The sequence below is a fragment of the Shewanella abyssi genome (assembly GCF_023284025.1).
GTDB classification, from domain to species: domain Bacteria; phylum Pseudomonadota; class Gammaproteobacteria; order Enterobacterales; family Shewanellaceae; genus Shewanella; species Shewanella abyssi.
Genome location: NZ_JAKIKR010000036.1, coordinates 12,020 through 33,452, shown reverse-complemented (window position 1 = coordinate 33,452; position 21,433 = coordinate 12,020). Strand labels below are relative to the sequence as shown.

Genomic DNA, 21,433 nt, shown 5'->3' with positions numbered 1-21,433 from the left:
TTGAATTCATCAAAACTTAGCGATTAAATTGCCTTTACGGATGTTATCCAAAGCAACTATCAGTTCATTACCCTCTACTGACAGAGTGAGCATTTGCCCCTCGACGCCAATAACCGTACCTTTCAAATTACGACCGCCTGCGACAGGCATCGTTAGTTGTACTTTTACAGTCTCACCGGTATAGAGTTCATACTGCTGTGCAGTAAATAATGGTCTATCCACACCTGGGGAAGACACTTCTAGTGTGTACTCTGTTGAAATTGGATCTTCAACATCCATGACAGCACTCACTTGACGACTGGTATCGGCACAGTCATCAACGAAAATCCCTTTTTCATTGTCTATATATAGACGCAAGATAGAGTGCTTACCTGCTTGAATATATTCCAAGCCCCAAAGCTCGTGGCCTAATGCTTCAACTGGTGCTTTTAGCAGCTCTACCAGTTTGCGTTCTAATGTAGCCAAGGTTACCCCCAGAAAAACAAAAAAGGGCCTAATAGCCCAGTAAAAAGTCACTTATCATGACAGTTGTGTAAGTCCCAGATAACAAAAAACCCCGTAATGACGAGGTTGATAAATCCAGAACCTGTACAGTATAGGATCTAAATCCTTTACTGGGAAGCTGGTTGCGGGGGCCGGATTTGAACCGACGACCTTCGGGTTATGAGCCCGACGAGCTACCATACTGCTCCACCCCGCGACAACTTGTGCAAGTATATTGAGAATCATCTCGACTTGCAATAACAAAGCGCCTAACTCGGCGACTTTATTATCTTTGACTTGGTCATTAAACAAAATCAAAGATTTGGTGCGGATGGGGGGACTTGAACCCCCACGAGCTTGCGCTCACCAGCCCCTCAAGCTGGCGTGTCTACCAATTCCACCACATCCGCATAATTTCTACGTCGATTGTTTTAAGTAATGACTACGTTGAGAGGTTAATAGTCATTTAAACAATCTCTACTAATCGATTTGATTAATAGTATCCATAAGTTGCTATGGATTTAGTCAGGGATTTTATCTTCTGACTTTTCAGCTTCTTGCTGAACTTGCTCAACAGCTTGTGCTGCGTCGCTACTCAAATCGTCCCAAGCGTTTTCAGCTTTTGTGTGGTTTGCGCTTAAGTTACCGATGGTTAAACTTAAGGCAAAAAACGCAATTGCTAAAACAGCTGTTGAACGAGTCAAGAAGTTACCTGAACCTGATGAACCGAAAAGAGTATTCGATGCGCCAGCGCCAAAAGAGGCACCCATGTCTGCACCCTTACCTTGCTGGATTAAAATAAGTCCTACTAGACCTATAGCAACCAACAAGTATATAACCATTAGAACTTCATACATATTTATGCGCTCATCGCTATCGTACATAGACTGAGAAATTCAGTAGCATTGAGGCTAACACCGCCAATCAAGCCACCGTCTACATCTGGCTGCGCAAATAAATCCGCAGCATTACTCGGTGTTACGCTACCACCGTACAAGATCCTGATATTTTCTCCGATAAAGGGAGAAACTTCAGAGAGGCGTTTGCGAATAAACGCATGAACTTCTTGTGCCTGCTCTGGCGTAGCGCTCTTACCTGTCCCTACAGCCCAAAGCGGCTCATAGGCGATAATCGCGTTGTCAAAAGCCATGGTGCCATTTTTTTCAATGACGATATCTAACTCTTCCGCAATAACTTCAAAAGTACGTCTTGCTTCACGAGCTGGACCTGATTCACCAACACAGAGTATTGGGGTCAAACCATGTTTTTGAGCTGCAGCAAATTTCTCTGCTACGATATCACTCGTCTCTCCGTACATACGGCGACGTTCTGAATGTCCGATAATAACATATCGACATCCTGAATCTTTTAACATCTGCCCAGATATTTCGCCAGTATAAGCACCGAAGTCATGTTGACTGACATTCTGCGAACCCATTCTGACAAGACAACCATTTAAGGCTTCTTTATTTTCATCTAGCAGCTGTCGAACACTTTCTAAATAAATAGAAGGCGGACACAGAACCACTTCAGCTGAATCATTTTGGAGCTTGGTAGCGAATTTTTTGAATAACTCTTGCGCTAGTTGCGCACTGCCATTCATTTTCCAATTACCAGCAACCATCGGACGTCTTAGTGCCATCACGGTCTCCTCTGAAAGCGGCGTGAATAATAGCGAACCACTTGTTAAGTTACAATAGCTAAAAGCGTAATTTTTAATAAACTCGGTTAGAACGCATATTTTTTACCCTACCAAGGAGTTATATTGACAATACAACTCCTTTAAGCAGCCAAATCAAGGTTTATGCAATTAACCTCTGTCGAATATTTATACTAGGTTACGAACTGCATCTGCAATATAGTTGGCAAACTTAATGACATCATTTTCGTCATCACCTTCAACCATCACTCTGAGTAAGGGTTCGGTGCCCGATTTTCGCAGCAGAACTCGACCTCTAGCGCCAAGTTTCTGTTCAACTTCAGCTTGAGCCGCTAGCACTTCTGCTGACGTTAGTGGGTCATCGCTGCCTTCAAAGCGCACATTGACCAACACTTGAGGCAACATAGTAATACCCGCGGTTAAGTCCTCTAAATTTGCATTTTGACGACGCATAGCAGCAAGTACCAAGATCCCCGCCACAATACCATCACCGGTGGTGCCATGATCTAGATTTAAAATATGACCGGAGTTTTCTCCACCAATTCTCCAGTCATGCTCTTTTAGCAGCTCCATCACATAGCGATCGCCGACTTTTGAGCGAACAAAAGGGATATCCAGTGCTTGCAGCGCAAGATCTAAGCCTAAATTAGACATTAGCGTACCAACAACTCCGCCTTGCAATACGCCACGCTTTTGCGCGTCACATGCCAAGATATAGAGAATTTCGTCGCCATCAATCACCCGTCCATGACGGTTAACCATCATGATGCGGTCACCGTCACCATCAAGCGCGATACCTAAATCAGCATTCTCTTCCAGCACGGTTTCGCAAATCTTAGCCATAGACGTTGCACCAACGTTATCGTTGATGTTCAATCCATTTGGCTTATCACCAATAGCGATAACTTCAGCGCCAAGCTCTTTAAAGACACTTGGCGCTATGTGGTAGGTTGCACCGTGAGCACAATCAACAACGATCTTTAGCCCACTTAATGTTTGTTCTGCTGGGAAATGGCTTTTGCAATATTCAATATAACGGCCAGCGGCATCATCTATTCGAACCACCTTGCCTAACAGATGAGATTCAACGCAGGTTAATGGCTTTTCCAATTCGGCTTCGATTTCAAGCTCTACCGCATCGTCAAGTTTACTGCCATCGGTATAGAAAAACTTAATACCATTATCATAATAAGGGTTGTGTGAGGCACTGATCACAATGCCCGCTTCGGCGCGAAATGTACGGGTCAAATAAGCGACCGCCGGTGTTGGCATAGGGCCTATTAGCATCACATCGAGACCAGCGGCTGACAGTCCTGCCTCTAGCGCCGATTCAAATAGATAACCAGAAATACGGGTGTCTTTTCCTATGATGACTTTACGGGTGCCGGTTCGAGATAACACGCGCCCCGCAGCCCAGCCCAACTTCAGGGCTAATTCAGGTGTCATTTTACCCGCACCGACTTTACCGCGAATACCATCAGTACCAAAAAATTGTCTTTGTTTCACGAAAACTCCAAACTTAATCGCTGTGGGTAGAATAGAATGCACAGATCCTACCAAGTATTACTTTATTTAAGCTGAACGCCTGCTTAGCTTAAATCCATGTGATTTTTAGTGGCGCTTAACACAGCCATCATATCGGCTGTTTCTCGCACATCATGCACTCGCACAATGTTTGCGCCCGCCTGCAATGCCAACATATTACCAGCCAGAGAAGCACTTAGTCTTTGTGATACTTCACGATTAAGTAATTGGCCAAACATGCTTTTTCGAGACAATCCGGCCAGAAGCGGAAGCTCAAACGCACTGAATTCTGCTAAACGCTGTAGTAGCTGGTAATTATGCGCTAGTGACTTACCAAAACCAAATCCGGGATCGAGTACAATGTTATTGCGCTTAATACCAGCTTCAAGACAGGCCGTAATACGTTCCTCAAAAAAAGAGCTTATCTCTTTAACAATGTCATCATAAACTGGCGCGTGTTGCATGGTTCGTGGTTGCCCTTGCATATGCATTAGGCACACAGGAACACCAAGCTCAGCTGCCGCCGCTAATGCGCCAGGCTCTTGCAACGCCCTAACGTCATTAATGAGGTGCGCACCCGCAGCTACAGCAGCTCTCATGACCACAGGCTTACTAGTATCGATTGAGATCCATACATCATGAGTTTTAGCGACATACTCTATTAGCGGTAGTACACGAGCAAGCTCGTCAGCTTCAGACACATCCTTAGCACCTGGCCGAGTAGACTCACCGCCGATATCGATAAAAATTGCCCCATGGGCGACCATATTGTCAGCCTGGTGGCAGGCGGTTTCAAACGAAGAAAACTCTCCACCGTCAGAAAATGAATCTGGAGTGACATTAAGGATCCCCATAATCGCTGGGGTGGATAAATCTAATGATTTATTGCCACAGGTTAATCTCGACAAAATAGAGCTCCATAAACAAGAAAACCCCATAAAGGGGTCTTCTTAAATTGTCTAAAGATTACTTAGCAGGTGATTCGTCAACATCACTTACATCGGTTTTATTATCTTCAGTGTCCTTAACGTCGTCTTTCTTTTCAGAAGATGCGTCATTACTGTCATCATCGTTAGCCTGCTTATCTTTTTCCCATTCAGCAGGTAAACGAACTTCTCGACGTTCCATTAAGTCATCAATTTGATTCGAATCGATGGTTTCATACTTCATCAGTGCGTCTTTCATTGCATGAAGGATGTCAATATTATCTTTAAGATACTGTTGCGCTCTATCGTAGTTAGCCGATATCAGCAGCTTAACTTCTGCATCGATAATACGCGCAGTGTCGTCCGACATATGCTGTGACTTACCCATGCTGCGGCCTAAGAAAACTTCGTTCTCATCTTCAGCATAAAGTACTGGACCTAACTTTTCAGAGAAGCCCCACTGAGTCACCATGTTACGTGCTATCGATGTCGCATATTTAATATCCTGCGAAGCGCCGGTAGAGACTTTCTCACTACCGTAGATGATCTCTTCGGCTAAACGTCCACCGTAGGCAACAGAAATCTGACTTTCTAGCTTCTGTCTGCTTTGGCTAATCGCATCAGCCTCTGGCAAGAAGAAAGTCACACCTAACGCACGACCGCGCGGAATGATAGTCACTTTATGTACCGGATCATGCTCTGGCACTAGGCAACCCACTATCGCGTGACCCGCTTCATGGTAGGCGGTCATCTCTTTCTCTGCTTCAGACATCACCATAGAACGGCGCTCAGCGCCCATCATGATCTTATCTTTAGCGCTTTCAAACTCTTCCATACTCACGACGCGACGGCTGTTACGAGCAGCAAACAATGCGGCTTCGTTGACAAGGTTCGCCAAATCGGCACCAGAGAAACCTGGCGTACCACGGGCGATAACACTTGCCTTAACACCGTCAGCCAATGGCACTTTACGCATATGGACTTTAAGAATTTGCTCTCGACCACGCACATCAGGCAGGCCGACAACCACTTGACGGTCAAAACGACCCGGTCGTAATAAAGCCGCATCTAACACGTCTGGACGGTTAGTCGCTGCGATAACGATTACGCCTTCATTACCTTCAAAGCCATCCATTTCAACCAGCATCTGGTTCAAGGTCTGCTCACGTTCATCATGACCGCCACCGACACCCGCGCCGCGCTGGCGACCAACAGCATCGATTTCATCGATAAAGATGATACATGGAGATGACTTTTTAGCTTGCTCAAACATGTCACGTACTCGCGACGCACCGACACCAACAAACATCTCAACGAAATCAGAACCTGAAATAGTAAAGAATGGCACTTTAGCTTCACCCGCAATGGCTTTAGCAATGAGTGTTTTACCGGTACCTGGTGGACCAACTAACAAGACACCAGTAGGAATTCGGCCACCTAACTTTTGAAAACGCGCTGGCTCTTTCAAGTAATCAACCAACTCTTTAACGTCTTCTTTCGCTTCATCACAACCAGCAACGTCAGCAAAAGTCGTTTTAATTTGGTCTTCGCTCATCAATTTGGCTTTACTCTTACCAAATGACATCGCGCCTTTACCACCGCCGCCTTGCATCTGACGCATGAAGAAAATCCACACACCAATGAGCAGTAACATTGGGAACCAAGAGATAAAGATTTGGGTTAGGAAACCCGACTCTTCAGCTTCTTGCCCCTTCATCATGATACCTTTACGGTTCAGATCATTGATCAAGTCAAGATCTGGCAATGGCATGATGGTGACAAACTTCTCACCAGTGCGCATTGTTCCTTCAATGGTACGTTGATCACTTTTCACTTCGACAGTGCTAACCTGCCCAGCGTTAACGTCATCTAAAAAGGTAGAATAGTCCATCTTCTGCTTATTAGAAGAAGAGGGGGAATAGCCCTGAAACACTGACATCAAAACAACAGCGATGACAACCCAGAGAATTAAATTTTTAGCCATGTCACTCAAATTACTCGACCTCTTTTAAAGTCTTTCGAAAACTAATGTTAGAGTACTTACGATAGATTACTATAACTTGTACCCCGTCGCCACAAGATAGACTTCTCGCGATCGTGCTCGCGATGAATCTGGCTTACGTGTTTTAACGGTTTTAAATGCTTCTTTAACTATTTTCATGTATTCGTCAAAGCCCTCCCCCTGAAAGACTTTAACAGCAAAACAGCCATTAGGAGCCAAAACTTGATGGCACATGTCTAATGCGAGTTCGACTAAATACATAGCACGGGGTTGATCAACTCCGCCTGTGCCACTCATGTTGGGCGCCATATCAGATAATACGACATCCACTTTAGCGTCACCGACTCGAGTCAGTAGCGCTTCAAGTACTTTCTCTTCGCGGAAGTCACCTTGCAGGAAATCAACTCCTACAATTGGATCCATAGATAAAATATCACAGGCGATTACTTTACCTTTGTCACCCGCGAGCTTAACAGCCACTTGTGACCATCCTCCTGGTGCCGCTCCTAAATCGACCACCGTCATGCCTGGTCGTATAAGTTTATCTTTCTCCTGGATCTCCTCTATCTTAAAGGCCGCGCGCGACCTATAACCGCGCTTTTGCGCTAGCTTGACATAGTGATCATCGAAATGTTCTTGCATCCAGCGTGAAGAACTGGCCGATCTTTTTTTACCTGACATTTAAAATCCGCAACAATTGAGAGTTACACAAAGCATATATAAGGGTAGAATAGCGGCTTTTCAACAGTAACTCAGCATAAAGTTGGTATAAATGAACTTAACAACCAAACAAAAACAGCACTTAAAGGGCTTAGCGCATAATTTGAAGCCTGTAGTGATGCTTGGTGGCAACGGTCTGACTGAAGGTGTACTGGCTGAAATTGATAGTGCACTCTCTCATCATGAATTGATCAAAGTGAAATTAGCCTCTGGTGACAGAGAGCTTAAAAATGCAATCGTCGACGCCATTGTACGTGAAACTCAAGCTGTAAACGTTCAGCTTATTGGTCACGTCTTAGTACTGTTCCGTCAGTCTGAAGAAATGAAAATTGCTGTGCCTAAGGCAAAGTAATACATAAGTAATCGATTACTTATGATGTAAAAAAGCCGCTAATTTTAAATTAGCGGCTTTTTTTATTTATCTAACATCCAATTGGCTAATAAGCGTTAGATATATTCGACTTTAATAATTTCAAAGTCGTTAGCACCACGCGGGGTGGTAATAGAGATTTCATCATCAACGCTCTTACCAACCAAACCGCGGGCGATAGGCGAACTCACTGACAGTAAGTTTTCTTTCACATTCGCTTCATCTTCGCCAACGATGCGATAAGTCACTTCTTCATCGGTATCGACGTTTAAGATAGTCACAGTGGTACCGAAAATAACCCGACCGGTATTTGGCATTACCGTCACATCAATAACTTGTGCATGAGACAACTTGCCTTCAATATCACGAACCCGAGCTTCACACAGCCCCTGCTCTTCTCGAGCGGCATGATATTCAGCGTTTTCTTTCAAATCGCCAAGCTCACGTGCTTCACCGATTGCTTGTGCAATTTTCGGACGACGATCAAACTTTAACATCTCTAATTCTGCGCGCAGTGTTTCAGCACCGACGACGGTCATTGGAACCTTACTCATAAGCTTCTTTCGTCTCCTTTAAAACAAAAGCAGTCCACGCTGACTTTTAAGCGGTCAACGGGGTAATAATCTGGTGGAATTGAGTCATTGTAAACGCTAAGAGCGAAACATGCACTCTATGGAATCGATAGAGCTTACTCAACCTTGTTAATACTTGCTAGCAAAGTCAGATAAATTTTCATTAACCGAGAGTCCCTTCACCTAATTTACTAGATGACTTCGACCTCCACGTCATCAGTCTGCAGTTAAATCTCACTAAGTAGAAGTTGAACACGGATTATTTTCAATAACTATAGCTTGGCCATAGCCTCTTAATCAACCATAAAAAAGGCCGCAAAAAATGCGGCCTTTTTAGTACAATCAAAATTTACTTAGCAATACGTTTATGTAGCTCTTGTACTGATGTCACGTTGGTACGGTCATCGGCGGCATGGGCCATACACGTTGCAAATGCAGCATTCAGTGTCGTGGTGTAGTTCACTTTATAACGCAGTGCACCGCGGCGAAGCTGACGCGAATCTTCAATCGCCTTACGACCTTCAGTGGTATTAACAATGTAGGTGTATTCGCCATTCTTAATACGGTCAAGAATATGCGGACGACCTTCGTGTACCTTGTTTACTAGGCGTGGGTTAATACCCGCTTCACCTAAGATAACCGCAGTACCGTGAGTCGCATCGATCTCATAACCCAGTTCAATCAACTTAGCGGCTAAATCAGCAACCCGTGCTTTATCACTGTCACGCACGGACAGTAATGCACGACCAGACTTAGGCACTTCAGACGTCGCACCAAGCTGTGCTTTAGCATAAGCTTCGGCAAACGTGTCACCAACGCCCATCACTTCACCTGTCGAGCGCATTTCAGGACCGAGTAATGGATCAACTCCTGGGAACTTGTTAAACGGCAACACCACTTCTTTCACAGAGAAAAACGGCGGAATGACTTCCTCGGTAAACTGCTGTGACTTAAGACTTTGACCCGCCATAACACGTGCCGCTATCTTAGCTAACGGAATGCCAGTCGCTTTCGATACGAAAGGAACTGTACGCGCCGCGCGTGGATTAACTTCGATCATGTAGATCTCGTCATCCTTAATGGCAAACTGTACGTTCATCAATCCGATTACGCCCAGTTCCATTGCCAGCTTACCCACTTGCACACGCATGCGGTCTTGAACATCTTGACTTAAGCTGTAGGGTGGCAGTGAGCAACCAGAGTCACCAGAGTGAACACCGGCTTGCTCGATGTGTTCCATGATAGAACCGATAACCACGGTTTCACCATCACAAATAGCATCAATATCGACTTCAATGGCGTTATCAAGGAAGCGGTCTAGCAATACAGGCGATGCATTGGAAACACTCACCGCTTCATTGAAATAACGACGCAAGTCTTGCTCGTCATAAACAATCTCCATTGCGCGGCCACCCAATACATAAGATGGACGAACAACCAGCGGATAACCGATACGTTCGCCAGAAATAACAGCACCTTCAACAGTCGTTACCGTATCGTTTTCAGGTTGCTTCATGTTTAAACGTTCAATCGCTTGCTGGAAGCGCTCACGGTCTTCAGCACGGTCAATAGCATCTGGGCTAGTACCAATAATCGGTACGCCAGCAGCTTCTAAATCACGGGCTAATTTAAGCGGTGTTTGCCCACCGTACTGCACGATAACGCCTTTTGGCTTTTCGATGCGGACAATTTCAAGCACATCTTCAAAAGTGATTGACTCAAAATACAGACGGTCTGAAGTGTCATAATCGGTCGATACCGTTTCAGGGTTACAGTTAACCATGATGGTCTCGTACCCGTCTTCACGTAGCGCTAACGCCGCGTGTACACAACAGTAATCAAACTCAATACCTTGACCAATTCTGTTAGGTCCGCCGCCCAAGATCATGATTTTGTCACGATTTGATGGGTTAGCTTCGCACTCTTCTTCATAAGTAGAGTACATATAAGCCGTATCAGTCGCGAACTCAGCCGCACAAGTATCAACACGCTTGTAAACGGGGTGAATTTCAAAACGAGTACGTAGCTTACGCACCTCAGACTCACTCACACCTGCAAGCGCTGCTAAACGAGAATCGGCAAAGCCTTTGCGCTTTAGCTTACGCAATACATCTGCAGTCAACCCAGCAAGACCGGCTTCAGCAACTTCTGTTTCAGACTTAAGCAGGTCTTCAATCTGCACTAGGAACCAAGGGTCAATATTGGTTAAAGCAAAAATATCTTCAACCGATAGGCCTGAGCGGAATGCGTCGGCAATGTACCAAATACGCTCAGCACCCGGCTCTTTAAGCTCATGACGAATACGCGACATAGCATCAGGTTCAGTGATATCGATTTCAGGACAAAGGCCGTTTTTACCGACTTCAAGACCGCGTAATGCCTTTTGCAGCGACTCTTGGAAAGTACGGCCAATCGCCATCACTTCACCAACCGACTTCATTTGAGTGGTTAGACGGTCATTTGCACCGGCAAACTTCTCAAAGTTGAAACGTGGCATTTTGGTAACCACATAATCGATAGCTGGCTCGAATGACGCTGGCGTCGCACCACCGGTAATGTCGTTGCTCAGCTCATCTAGTGTAAAGCCAACTGCCAGTTTGGCTGCTATTTTAGCAATCGGGAAGCCCGTCGCCTTTGATGCCAAAGCAGATGAACGCGATACACGTGGGTTCATCTCGATGATAACCATGCGGCCATCTTTCGGGTTGATGCCGAACTGTACGTTAGAACCACCGGTTTCAACACCGATCTCACGCAGAACCGCAATAGAAGCGTTACGCATCAACTGATATTCTTTATCCGTCAGTGTCTGCGCAGGAGCAACGGTGATTGAATCCCCCGTATGCACACCCATTGGGTCGAAGTTTTCAATGGCACAGACAATGATACAGTTATCATTACGGTCACGTACCACTTCCATCTCGTACTCTTTCCAACCAATCAAAGATTCGTCGATAAGCAGTTCACTGGTTGGCGACAGGTCCAGTCCTTGAGTACAGATCTCTTCGAATTCTTCTATGTTATAAGCAATTCCACCGCCGCTGCCACCCATGGTGAAAGACGGGCGAATAATACACGGGAAACCCAAAGTTTCCTGCACCGCGAATGCCTCTGCCATCGTATGGGCAAAACCCGCACGTGGACACTCGAGGCCAATAGCTTTCATCGCCTTATCGAAACGGCCACGGTCTTCGGCTTTATCGATTGCATCGGCTGTCGCGCCAATCATCTCGACATTAAACTCTTTCAGCACGCCCTTGCTTTCCAGCTCCAGGGCACAGTTAAGCGCCGTCTGGCCACCCATTGTAGGCAGAATCGCATCTGGGCGCTCTTTAGCAATAATGTTGCGTACAACTTCCCAGTGAATTGGCTCGATATAAGTTGCATCGGCCATCTCTGGATCAGTCATGATAGTTGCAGGGTTAGAGTTAACAAGAATAACTCTATAACCCTCTTCGCGTAGGGCTTTACAGGCTTGAGCGCCTGAGTAGTCAAACTCACAGGCTTGACCAATAACAATTGGTCCAGCCCCTAGGATAAGAATACTCTTTATATCGGTACGTTTTGGCATTGCTTAAATCTTCTCCCGGATGAGGTTACTACTTGGCGTTCTGGCGATACAGTTCAATCAAATCAATGAAGTGATTAAATAGTGGCGCGGCATCATGTGGTCCTGGGCTTGCTTCAGGGTGACCCTGGAAGCTAAACGCTGGCTTATCAGTAAGGTGAATACCTTGCAAAGAACCATCAAACAATGACTTGTGAGTTACTTTGATATTGGCCGGCAGTGTTGATTCATCTGCAGCAAAACCGTGGTTTTGGCTAGTGATCATCACATTGCCTTGCTCGATATTACTCACTGGATGGTTGGCACCATGATGACCAAATTTCATTTTTAAGGTTTTAGCGCCTGAGGCTAGTGCTAATAACTGGTGACCTAAACAGATACCAAAAACCGGAATTTCGGTCTTTAAAATCTCTTGAATCGCAGCAATCGCATAATCACAAGGTTCTGGGTCACCTGGACCATTTGATAGGAAAATCCCATCTGGGTTCATCGCTAATACTTCCGATGCTGGTGTTTGTGCTGGTACCACTGTGACGTCACAGCCACGGTCAACGAGCATGCGCAATATATTACGCTTAACACCATAATCATAAGCAACGACTTTATACTTAAGCTCTGCTTCAGTCTTATCAGACGGCAAGCCACCAACAAGACGCCAGCTACCGCTGCGCCATTGGTAGGCTTCAGTGGTGGTAACTTTTTTGGCTAAGTCCATGCCTTTTAAACCAGGGAACGCTTTAGCTGCTGCTAACGCCTTGGCTTCATCTAGGTCACCCACAAGAATACATCCTGCTTGGGCGCCTTTTTCTCGTAAAATACGAGTCAATTTGCGGGTATCAATATCCGCAATACCAACCACATTATTGGCCTTTAAGTAATCACTTAAAGATTGCTGATTGCGGAAGTTACTTGCGATAAGCGGCAAGTCTCGAATAATCAGGCCACAAGCATGAACAGAAGACGATTCAGTGTCCTCATCATTTGTGCCAGTATTACCGATATGTGGGTAAGTTAACGTTACGATTTGACGTGAGTACGATGGATCAGTCAAAATTTCTTGGTAACCAGTCATTGAAGTGTTAAATACCACTTCACCAACAGACATCCCTTCAGCACCAATTGCAGTGCCAGAAAAAACGGTTCCATCTTCAAGTACGAGTAAGGCAGACTTTGTCAACGCGACCTCCGGAAAGAGCCAAATCATTGAAATACAATGTTTTTTGTGTTTTTTTAAAATACCAATTTTCGCTAAAATACGAAATTTTGACAAATTCCGCAGATTTTATATTGAAAATTGCTATCCGTCTATAGCGGAACTGTGCTTTTATCAAAAATGACTGTTCGCGCAAAAAAAAACCGCTAATAGCGGTTTTCAATATTTACTGTTTTAAGCCAAGGACTTGCTGCATGTCATAGAGTCCGACGTCTTGAATGGCTAACCAGGATGCAGCACGCATCGCACCGTTAGCGAACGTCATTCGACTCGATGCTTTATGGGTAATTTCAAGTCGCTCGCCAATATCGGCAAATAATGCGGTGTGTTCACCAACAATATCGCCTGCGCGTATGGTAGAAAAACCAATGGTTTCTCTATCGCGCTCGCCAGTGATCCCCTCTCTGCCATATACGGCACATTTTTCAAGATCACGACCTAAGGTTTCGGCGATAACTTCGCCCATTTTTAGCGCTGTGCCTGAAGGTGCATCTTTCTTATATCTATGGTGACCTTCGATGATCTCGATGTCGCTATAATGCCCCATCACTTCTGCAGCAACTTCAAGTAGCTTCCACATAAGGTTTACACCGACAGCCATATTGGGCGCCATCACCATTGGCACTAGTGTAGAGTATGCTGAAATTTGCTCTTTTTGAGCTTGATTGAAACCTGTGGTGCCAATAACAATAGCTTTACCATGTTTAGCACACCACTCAGCGTGGATGACGCTAGCCTCAGGCGATGTAAAGTCAATGAGTACATCAAAATCATCGACGGCCTTATCTAGTGAATCGGTAATCGCAACATTCATTGCGCCCACACCTGCAAGTTCTCCAGCGTCAACACCCATCAACGTAGAACCCGCACGCTCAATCGCAGCGCCTAACAAAATAAGATCATTTTGTTTTGCCGCTTCAATAAGAGTTCGTCCCATACGACCACTGCCGCCGGTAATAGCCACTCTTACTTTTTCAGTCATCTCAGTCACTCCCTGCAAATGTCAAAAAAAAGCCTAAGGATTAACTTAGGCTTATTGTCTAACTTAGATAATTTCTAACAATTCAACTTCGAATACCAAAGTTGAATATGGTGGGATTGAAGCACCCGCTCCACGCTCACCGTATGCAAGGTGATGTGGCACGAACAATTTCAACTTAGCACCAGTAGGCATTAGTTGTAATGCTTCAGTCCAACCAGCGATAACGCCAGAGACTGGGAATTCGGCAGGCTCGCCACGAACAACTGAGCTATCAAATACATCACCAGAGGTGAAAGTACCATGATAGTGAACACGTACAGTTGAATCATAACCAGGCTTGTCGCCGTTGCCTTCAGCAATAACTTCATACTGTAGACCAGACTCAGTAGTAGTGACGCCTTCACGAACAGCATTAGCAGCTAGGTACTTATCACCCTCTTCTGATGCAGCAGCGGCAGCAGCTTCTTGAACTTTCTGGATACGTTGGCTGATTTCAGTAAATGCGATTTGCATATCTTCCATAGCAACAACACTTTCTTTACCTTCGAAAGCGTCAGCCAGACCCAATTGAACAGCAGAAATATCGATACCTTCAAACGAGTTAGCAGCTAGTTGCTCACCAAGTTGACGACCAACACCGTAACTTGCTTGATCTTCAATGGTACTGAACTTATCAGACATAATGGTTGTACTCTCAATGATTCAATGAATTTTCGCGCGCAACTTTAGCATATTTTCTGTGATATAGCCCTAAAAAGCGTAGCTATTTTGGCCTCTGGCAACTATTTTTCACACTCACACGATTAGCTTCATAAAGCGGTTGAGCTTGCGCCTGCATTTTTTGTAGCTGGCTAATGCGCTGCCCATGGGATGGATGGGTTGAAAGCAGTTCTGGCCCTTGCTCACCACCCGCTTTGGCCATATTGCGCCACAGTTCGACACTTTGGGCGGGATCAAACCCTGCTTTCGCCATCAACTCGACCCCCATAATATCAGCTTCACTCTCCTGCTCTCGACCGTAAGGCAAGGTATAGCCCACTTGTACACCCAGCCCTAAGGCCGCCATGTACACCTCTTGATTTGAAACACCGCCGACGCCTAAAGCAAGATCTGCTAGTTGCATTCCTGCCCCCGTCATCTGTGCGCGCGACACTTGTTCATTACTATGGTTAGCCAGCACATGGGCCACTTCATGACCAATGACGGTAGCCAGTTGGTGTTCATTTACCGCTACATCAAGCAAACCAGCGTAAACCCCGATATGGCCTCCAGGCAGTGCAAAGGCATTCACTTGTTTAGAGTCGAATACGATCACCTCCCAACGTTGACTCTGATCCGGTAACGCCCGGGTAATTCGGCTCGCCACACAATCAACATACTGGTTGAGTGCCATATTATTGCTGAGCTTTTCTCTCTTTTTAAGCTCAGCAAAGGATGAATCCCCCAGCTTCGACATCTCTTGAGCTGAAAACAGTAGCGTTTGGCTGCGGCCTGTCGGCGACTGATGCGTCGCACAGCCTGAGGTGATTAATACAGCAAGAAGTAATAGCGGAAATATTTTCATCAATGGGTAGTCCTTTGTAATGCTAGACCTGGATTCTAGGTTCTAGGTGCTAGGTTCTAGGTTCTAAAAAGATTCTATCAAACTTTCATTAATTTTTGACTCTAGAGTATTACCACAATTAACCATCCTTAGATTATGGCATAAGTGTTCCAGACACAAATACCACAATTAACCATCCTTGGATTGTGGCATAAGTGTTCCAGACACAAATACTACAATTAACCATCCTTGGATTGTGGCATAAGTGTTCCAGACACAAATATCACAATTAACCATCCTTGGATTGTGGCATAAGTGTTCCAGACACAAATACCACAATTATCCATCCTTGGATTGTGGCATAAGTGTTCCAGACACAAATACTACAATTAACCATCCTTGGATTGTGGCATAAGTGTTCCAGACACTTATACTACAATTAACCATCCTTGGATTGTGGCATAAGTGTTCCAGACACAAATATCACAATTAAGTGATACCGATGGCTATTAATTAAAGAGGGATTTTTGTTCTTCCATAAAAAAACCTCGCAAAGCGAGGTTTTATAAATTTAATTTTCAGCGATAGCGCTTTGAAATCAAATTAGCTATTCAGATCTTGGAAGAACTTTTTAACACCGTCAAAGAAGCCATCAGCTTTAGGGCTGTGTTTCTTTGATTGGCCTGTCAGTGTCGCTTCAAATTCAACTAATAATGCTTTTTGGCGCTCGTTAAGATTGACAGGAGTTTCCATCACAACCTTACATAGCAGATCGCCTACTGCATGACTGCGAACAGACTTCACACCTTTACCACGCATGCGGAACATACGGCCAGTTTGGGTTTCAGTCGGGATCTTAAGATTGACCTTGCCATCAAGTGTTGGCACTTCAATCTCGCCGCCTAACGCCGCCTTGCTAAAGGAGATTGGCACTTCACAATAAAGGTTATTACCATCTCTTTGGAAGATCGCATGCTCACGTACACTGACCTGAACATATAGGTCACCCGGAGCTGCACCATACTCGCCCGCTTCGCCTTCACCAGATAAACGGATACGATCGCCATTATCAACCCCGGCAGGGATCTTAACCGATAAGGTTTTACTCTTCTCAACACGACCTTCGCCATGACACTGATTACAAGGGTCTTTAATGATCTTACCGCGACCATGACAAGTTGGACAAGCCTGCTGAACAGCGAAGAACCCTTGACGCATCTGCACTTGGCCTTGGCCATGACAGGTGCCACATGTGGTCGGTTTTGAGCCTTTCTTAGCACCGCTACCGTCACAAGGTTCACACGCAACCAATGTTGGAATGCGCAGTTCTTTGCTGAGCCCTTTAACCGCTTCTTCTAAAGACAGTTCTAGGTTGTAACGTAGGTCGCTACCACGTGCAGCTTGACGTTGCCCGCCGCCACGACGGCCGCCACCGAAGATATCACCAAATACATCGCCAAATACGTCACCAAAATCAGCACCGCCATGACCGCCACCACCACGAGAAGGATCAACGCCTGCGTGACCAAACTGGTCATAGGCCGCTTTCTTATCGCTATCGGTTAGGATTTCATAAGCTTCTTTAGCTTCTTTAAAGCTAGCTTCTGCTTCTTTATTACCTGGGTTACGATCTGGGTGAAACTTCATTGCTAAACGCTTATAAGCTTTTTTCACTTCGCGTTCGCTGGCGTCACGTCCGACACCTAATACTTCGTAAAAATCTCGCTTTGACATAATCTCATGCTTTCTTTGCTGGAGTTGCACGAACGGGCGTTAGAGTTTCCTCATAACGCCCGCTGGAATAAATTAGGAGTTAACCGTCATTATTTTTTGTCGTCTTTCACTTCTTCAAACTCAGCGTCAACAACATCATCACCTGCGTGAGCGTCTTGTTGAGCTTCGCCTGCGCCTTCTGGTTGACCTTGCTGTGCTTGCGCTTTAGCTTGGGCAATTTCCATTAGCTTAGAAGAGGCTTCCATTAGTTCTTGAGTCGCTTTTTCAATCGCTTCTTTGTCATTGCCTTTAGTGGCAGTGTCAACAGCAGCCATTGCAGCTTCAATCTTCTCTTTTTCGTCGCTTGGTAAGTCTTCACCGGCTTCTTCGACTTGCTTCTTAGTTGTGTGAACCATGCCATCAGCCTGGTTACGCGCAGTCACTAGCTCTTCGAATTTAGCATCTTCGTCAGCATGAGCTTCAGCATCACGCACCATAGCTTCAACTTCTTCTTCACTTAAACCTGAAGAGGCTTTGATGGTGATATTCTGCGCCTTGCCCGTCTTCTTGTCTGTCGCTGATACATGCAAGATACCATCGGCATCGATATCGAAAGCAACTTCAACTTGTGGCATACCACGTGGAGCTGGCTCAATACCTTCTAGGTTGAATTGGCCTAGAGACTTGTTGCCGCTTGATTGCTTACGCTCACCTTGAAGTACGTGAATAGTCACAGCACTTTGGTTGTCGTCAGCCGTTGAGAATGTTTGTGACGCTTTAGTCGGGATAGTGGTGTTCTTCTCGATAAGCTTAGTCATTACGCTACCCATAGTCTCAATACCGAGAGACAGTGGCGTAACGTCTAGTAGCAATACGTCTTTAACTTCGCCTGATAGTACGCCTGCTTGAACTGCAGCGCCGATAGCAACCGCTTCATCAGGGTTAACATCTTGACGTAGCTCTTTGCCAAAGAATGAAGAAACTTCTTCACGTACTTTAGGCATACGAGTCTGACCACCAACAAGAATCACTTCGTTGATATCAGAAACTGATAAGTCAGCATCTGCTAAGGCAACTTTAAGTGGCTCAAGTGTGCGAGTAATCAGGTCTTCAACCAGTGACTCAAGTTTTGCACGAGTGATCTTAACCACTAAATGCTTAGGACCTGTTGCATCAGCGGTGATGTAAGGCAGGTTAACTTCAGTTTGTGTTGTGCTTGAAAGCTCAATCTTCGCTTTTTCAGCAGCTTCTTTAAGACGCTGCATCGCTAGCGGATCGTTACGTAGGTCAAGACCTTGCTCTTTTTTGAACTGTTCAGCAAGATACTTAATCATACGGTTATCAAAATCTTCACCACCTAAGTGAGTGTCACCGTTAGTCGCAAGCACTTCAAAAGTTTGCTCGCCATCAACGCTGTCGATTTCAATGATAGAGATATCAAATGTACCACCACCTAAATCGTATACCGCAACGATGTTATCGCCTTGCTTCTTATCAATACCGTATGCAAGTGCTGCAGCTGTTGGCTCGTTGATAATACGCTTAACTTCAAGACCCGCGATACGACCAGCATCTTTAGTTGCTTGACGTTGTGAATCGTTAAAGTATGCAGGAACAGTAATAACCGCTTCAGTGACTTCTTCACCGAGGAAATCTTCTGCAGTCTTCTTCATCTTCTTCAAGATTTCAGCAGAGATTTGTGGTGGCGCCATTTTCTTACCTTGGGCTTCAACCCAAGCATCGCCATTATCAGCACCAACAATTTTGAATGGCATGATGTCAACATCACGTTGAACTTCATCATCTTTAAAACGACGACCGATAAGACGCTTAATAGCATATACGGTGTTAGTTGGGTTTGTTACAGCCTGACGCTTTGCAGGTTGGCCAACTAAAGTTTCATCAGCAGTGTATGCGATGATTGAGGGTGTAGTACGATCGCCTTCAGCATTCTCTAATACGCGAGCTTTGTCGCCATCCAATACTGCAACACAAGAGTTTGTTGTGCCTAAATCGATACCAATAATTCTACCCATGGAGTCCTCCGAAATCGTCTTAACTAATTTGTTATCTGGTAATAGAAATGGGGTCAGACTGAATCGTTTTCAAGTCTTATATTTTGCCCATCTCGTCTCTTGGTTACCTATATTGGGACGTTTGAAACGAATACAAGGGAAAATGGTAAATTTTGTCATTTGATTGCGGTTTTTTGATCTCACCCTCAGTTCCAATTATTCGCGAAACGTATAATGCATACAATCGAATAAGGTATCGTTCAGTTTAACGTCTGTGATAGCTGAGCGCTTGAATGTAGTCTCGAAGTAGAGTAATTGAAATTGAAACAATCCCATCAGGCTTATGCTTTCGGCATAGGTGCAATATTGCTGTGGTCGACCGTAGCAACGGCTTTTAAAATCGCCCTGACACATTACACCCCTCTGCAGCTGGTGTTAGTTGCTGTGACGACCTCTATTGTGGCGCTCGGATTTATCCTGGTGGCACAAAATAAGTTGTCATTGATTAGAGAGCAATTTGTTAGTCGGCCACTATTTTATCTGCAAACCGGTTTACTCAACCCTTTCTTGTACTATTTAGTGTTATTTAAAGCCTATGACTTATTACCCGCACAGCAAGCATTGTCGCTTAATTACACTTGGGCCATTTTACTGCCACTGCTGTCAGTGCCTTTATTGGGACAAAAGCTAAGAAAGAGTGATATCACCGCAGCCCTTGTTGCCTACTTGGGCGTATTTACCATTGCAACTAAAGGTAATTTGATTGGGTTTGAGTTCGAAAGCACCACTGGAGTGATACTCGCGCTAACAAGTACCCTGCTGTGGTCTCTCTTTTGGATCGTCAATACTAAAGATAAGGGCGATCCTGTGGTGAGCTTACTACTCAGTTTTCTGGTTGGTCTGCCCTTTATTGTCACGGCAGTGCTCATGACGCAGACGCTGCCGACGTGGAATGTAGAAGGCATACTTGCCGGTATTTACGTTGGTCTGTTTGAGATGGGGGTCACCTTTGTTTTATGGCTCATTGCGCTAAAGAAAGCCGAGCGTACCGCCAGCATTACTACACTGGTGTTTATCACCCCGGTATTGTCGATTGGCTTTATTGCTTGGATATTGCAAGAAAATATCGAGAGAAGTACTTATATAGGCTTAGTGTTAATTTTAACGGCACTCGCACTGCAGCAAGTCCTGCCCAAACTCGGTCAGTGGCGGGCAAAGAAACGCATTCCAGTACAATAATGAATATGTAAAATGGCAAGTACCTAATCCCAGTATAAGACACAAAGAAACCGGCATATCGCCGGTTTCTGTATAGCCGTATATTGCTGAGACTTAAGCCCGCAGCAGATAAAACCCCTAAGCTAGCGTTTCACCACCACTATCTCACCCACACCAACATTAATGCTTAGATCCCCATTGCCACCCGCGTCTGTATGCGAGTAGGACTGGTTAATAATGCCTCTCTTAACAACAAGTCGCTGGCCTAGTTCAGTAATGGAGACTTCACCCACAGCAGAATCTAATTCAACATGACTAAATAAGGTTTGATGCTCTACTCTTGCACTGCCAACGCCGAGATCGATATCGATATCACTTGTCATCCCCGACACTTCAATTTGGCCGACGCCCATTTCTAGCACTAATGCAGCCTGCTTGGGTAAGTAAACGATCCATTCTTGCTGAATGTTATCTTGCTCACTAAGCCCAATGCTCAGCTCTTGTGGGTTGTTATGCGCATCGATTTTAATATTATCGAGGTCAGTCTTGCCCCAGAAAAAAAGCCAATGACTATCTGAGTCATCCACCACGACTTCGACTCTAATGTCATTGTCGTCTGTGGCTATAATTTTCGCAGACCCCAACTCCATATCAAAGCTCACCGCTTGTCCATCATACTCATAGCTCTGGGTCAGTGTTCGACTCGAAGCGGCATAAGCCATACTAGATGTCACGCCAATTACTAGACACAAGCTGGTTAGTAGCGCTTTAGTTGATTTGATTTGCATAGTTAAGTCCTTTTATTACTAATAGTGAGTGCTTTAGCATTATCTTCTAAGTTAACGACATCAATGCAAGCAATAGGCCAAAAAACATCAACACAATTAAAATCAAACAAAAACAAAATAAAAGCAAGTAAAAAGA

General features: G+C 45.0%; 18 protein-coding genes and 2 tRNA genes. 2 read left to right on the top strand and 18 right to left on the bottom strand.

Going from position 1 to position 21,433, the window contains the following annotated elements; translation table 11 throughout:
- Positions 1–9 precede the first annotated feature (9 nt).
- From rimP to rlmE, 9 genes are all read right to left on the bottom strand, one after another.
- On the bottom strand, positions 10–465 hold the full coding sequence (rimP, locus tag L2755_RS15115) for a ribosome maturation factor RimP (protein WP_248981516.1): 456 nt from the start codon (positions 463–465) through the stop codon (positions 10–12).
- A gap of 158 nt (positions 466–623) precedes the next feature.
- Positions 624–700, bottom strand: a tRNA-Met gene (locus L2755_RS15110).
- Between the two features lie 106 nt (positions 701–806).
- Positions 807–893, bottom strand: a tRNA-Leu gene (locus L2755_RS15105).
- A 111-nt stretch (positions 894–1,004) separates the two neighbouring features.
- Positions 1,005–1,340: a preprotein translocase subunit SecG gene (secG, locus tag L2755_RS15100; RefSeq protein ID WP_248981515.1), complete on the bottom strand. Its 336-nt coding sequence runs from the start codon at positions 1,338–1,340 to the stop codon at positions 1,005–1,007.
- A 2-nt stretch (positions 1,341–1,342) separates the two neighbouring features.
- The gene (gene tpiA, locus L2755_RS15095; RefSeq protein WP_101089995.1) at positions 1,343–2,125 is read right to left on the bottom strand and encodes a triose-phosphate isomerase; all 783 of its coding nucleotides are present in this window, start codon (positions 2,123–2,125) and stop codon (positions 1,343–1,345) included.
- A gap of 186 nt (positions 2,126–2,311) precedes the next feature.
- Entirely contained in the window at positions 2,312–3,649 is a 1,338-nt protein-coding gene (gene glmM / locus L2755_RS15090) for a phosphoglucosamine mutase (protein ID WP_248981514.1), read from the bottom strand.
- An 83-nt stretch (positions 3,650–3,732) separates the two neighbouring features.
- Positions 3,733–4,575, bottom strand: coding sequence for a dihydropteroate synthase (folP, locus tag L2755_RS15085; RefSeq protein ID WP_428847802.1), 843 nt, complete (start codon positions 4,573–4,575; stop codon positions 3,733–3,735).
- Positions 4,576–4,633: 58 nt separating this feature from the next.
- On the bottom strand, positions 4,634–6,577 hold the full coding sequence (ftsH, locus tag L2755_RS15080; protein WP_248981512.1) for an ATP-dependent zinc metalloprotease FtsH: 1,944 nt from the start codon (positions 6,575–6,577) through the stop codon (positions 4,634–4,636).
- Between the two features lie 69 nt (positions 6,578–6,646).
- Entirely contained in the window at positions 6,647–7,276 is a 630-nt protein-coding gene (gene rlmE, locus L2755_RS15075) for a 23S rRNA (uridine(2552)-2'-O)-methyltransferase RlmE (protein WP_248981511.1), read from the bottom strand.
- A gap of 91 nt (positions 7,277–7,367) precedes the next feature.
- Between rlmE and yhbY the strand changes: the two genes are divergently transcribed.
- Entirely contained in the window at positions 7,368–7,667 is a 300-nt protein-coding gene (gene yhbY / locus L2755_RS15070; RefSeq protein ID WP_248981510.1) for a ribosome assembly RNA-binding protein YhbY, read from the top strand.
- A 95-nt stretch (positions 7,668–7,762) separates the two neighbouring features.
- Here yhbY and greA read toward each other — a convergent pair whose 3' ends face one another.
- The 8 genes from greA to dnaK form a co-directional block, all read right to left on the bottom strand.
- Complete coding sequence (greA, locus tag L2755_RS15065) at positions 7,763–8,239, bottom strand: transcription elongation factor GreA (protein WP_248981509.1); 477 nt, start codon at positions 8,237–8,239, stop codon at positions 7,763–7,765.
- A gap of 367 nt (positions 8,240–8,606) precedes the next feature.
- Positions 8,607–11,828 (bottom strand): carbamoyl-phosphate synthase large subunit, encoded by a 3,222-nt coding sequence (gene carB / locus L2755_RS15060; protein ID WP_248981508.1) that lies wholly within the window; start codon positions 11,826–11,828, stop codon positions 8,607–8,609.
- A 28-nt stretch (positions 11,829–11,856) separates the two neighbouring features.
- Positions 11,857–13,029, bottom strand: coding sequence for a glutamine-hydrolyzing carbamoyl-phosphate synthase small subunit (gene carA / locus L2755_RS15055; protein WP_248981507.1), 1,173 nt, complete (start codon positions 13,027–13,029; stop codon positions 11,857–11,859).
- Positions 13,030–13,204: 175 nt separating this feature from the next.
- On the bottom strand, positions 13,205–14,020 hold the full coding sequence (gene dapB, locus L2755_RS15050; RefSeq protein WP_248981506.1) for a 4-hydroxy-tetrahydrodipicolinate reductase: 816 nt from the start codon (positions 14,018–14,020) through the stop codon (positions 13,205–13,207).
- 63 nt (positions 14,021–14,083) lie between these two features.
- A complete protein-coding gene (gene bamJ, locus L2755_RS15045) occupies positions 14,084–14,701 on the bottom strand; it encodes a BamJ family beta-barrel-assembly machinery protein (protein ID WP_248981505.1) in 618 nt (205 codons plus the stop codon).
- 82 nt (positions 14,702–14,783) lie between these two features.
- Positions 14,784–15,584 (bottom strand): M48 family metallopeptidase, encoded by an 801-nt coding sequence (locus tag L2755_RS15040; RefSeq protein WP_248981504.1) that lies wholly within the window; start codon positions 15,582–15,584, stop codon positions 14,784–14,786.
- A gap of 582 nt (positions 15,585–16,166) precedes the next feature.
- Positions 16,167–17,297, bottom strand: coding sequence for a molecular chaperone DnaJ (dnaJ, locus tag L2755_RS15035; protein WP_248981503.1), 1,131 nt, complete (start codon positions 17,295–17,297; stop codon positions 16,167–16,169).
- An 89-nt stretch (positions 17,298–17,386) separates the two neighbouring features.
- A complete protein-coding gene (gene dnaK / locus L2755_RS15030) occupies positions 17,387–19,312 on the bottom strand; it encodes a molecular chaperone DnaK (protein WP_248981502.1) in 1,926 nt (641 codons plus the stop codon).
- A 300-nt stretch (positions 19,313–19,612) separates the two neighbouring features.
- On the opposite strand from dnaK, the gene L2755_RS15025 reads away from it, so the two are divergent.
- A complete protein-coding gene (locus tag L2755_RS15025) occupies positions 19,613–20,530 on the top strand; it encodes a DMT family transporter (RefSeq protein ID WP_248981529.1) in 918 nt (305 codons plus the stop codon).
- A 122-nt stretch (positions 20,531–20,652) separates the two neighbouring features.
- Here L2755_RS15025 and L2755_RS15020 read toward each other — a convergent pair whose 3' ends face one another.
- Positions 20,653–21,297 carry a hypothetical protein gene (locus L2755_RS15020; protein WP_248981501.1) on the bottom strand — a complete coding sequence of 215 codons (645 nt, stop codon included), beginning with the start codon at positions 21,295–21,297 and terminating at the stop codon, positions 20,653–20,655.
- Positions 21,298–21,433 lie beyond the last annotated feature (136 nt).

Excerpts from the sequence above, each read along its gene's own strand:
- secG (WP_248981515.1), bottom strand. The coding sequence starts at position 1,340 with ATGTATGAAGTTCTAATGGTTATATACTTGTTGGTTGCTATAGGTCTA.
- tpiA (WP_101089995.1), bottom strand. The coding sequence starts at position 2,125 with ATGGCACTAAGACGTCCGATGGTTGCTGGTAATTGGAAAATGAATGGC.
- ftsH (WP_248981512.1), bottom strand. The coding sequence starts at position 6,577 with ATGGCTAAAAATTTAATTCTCTGGGTTGTCATCGCTGTTGTTTTGATG.
- rlmE (WP_248981511.1), bottom strand. The coding sequence starts at position 7,276 with ATGTCAGGTAAAAAAAGATCGGCCAGTTCTTCACGCTGGATGCAAGAA.
- yhbY (WP_248981510.1), top strand. The coding sequence starts at position 7,368 with ATGAACTTAACAACCAAACAAAAACAGCACTTAAAGGGCTTAGCGCAT.
- greA (WP_248981509.1), bottom strand. The coding sequence starts at position 8,239 with ATGAGTAAGGTTCCAATGACCGTCGTCGGTGCTGAAACACTGCGCGCA.
- carB (WP_248981508.1), bottom strand. The coding sequence starts at position 11,828 with ATGCCAAAACGTACCGATATAAAGAGTATTCTTATCCTAGGGGCTGGA.
- carA (WP_248981507.1), bottom strand. The coding sequence starts at position 13,029 with ATGATTTGGCTCTTTCCGGAGGTCGCGTTGACAAAGTCTGCCTTACTC.
- dapB (WP_248981506.1), bottom strand. The coding sequence starts at position 14,020 with ATGACTGAAAAAGTAAGAGTGGCTATTACCGGCGGCAGTGGTCGTATG.
- bamJ (WP_248981505.1), bottom strand. The coding sequence starts at position 14,701 with ATGTCTGATAAGTTCAGTACCATTGAAGATCAAGCAAGTTACGGTGTT.
- L2755_RS15040 (WP_248981504.1), bottom strand. The coding sequence starts at position 15,584 with ATGAAAATATTTCCGCTATTACTTCTTGCTGTATTAATCACCTCAGGC.
- dnaJ (WP_248981503.1), bottom strand. The coding sequence starts at position 17,297 with ATGTCAAAGCGAGATTTTTACGAAGTATTAGGTGTCGGACGTGACGCC.
- dnaK (WP_248981502.1), bottom strand. The coding sequence starts at position 19,312 with ATGGGTAGAATTATTGGTATCGATTTAGGCACAACAAACTCTTGTGTT.
- L2755_RS15020 (WP_248981501.1), bottom strand. The coding sequence starts at position 21,297 with ATGCAAATCAAATCAACTAAAGCGCTACTAACCAGCTTGTGTCTAGTA.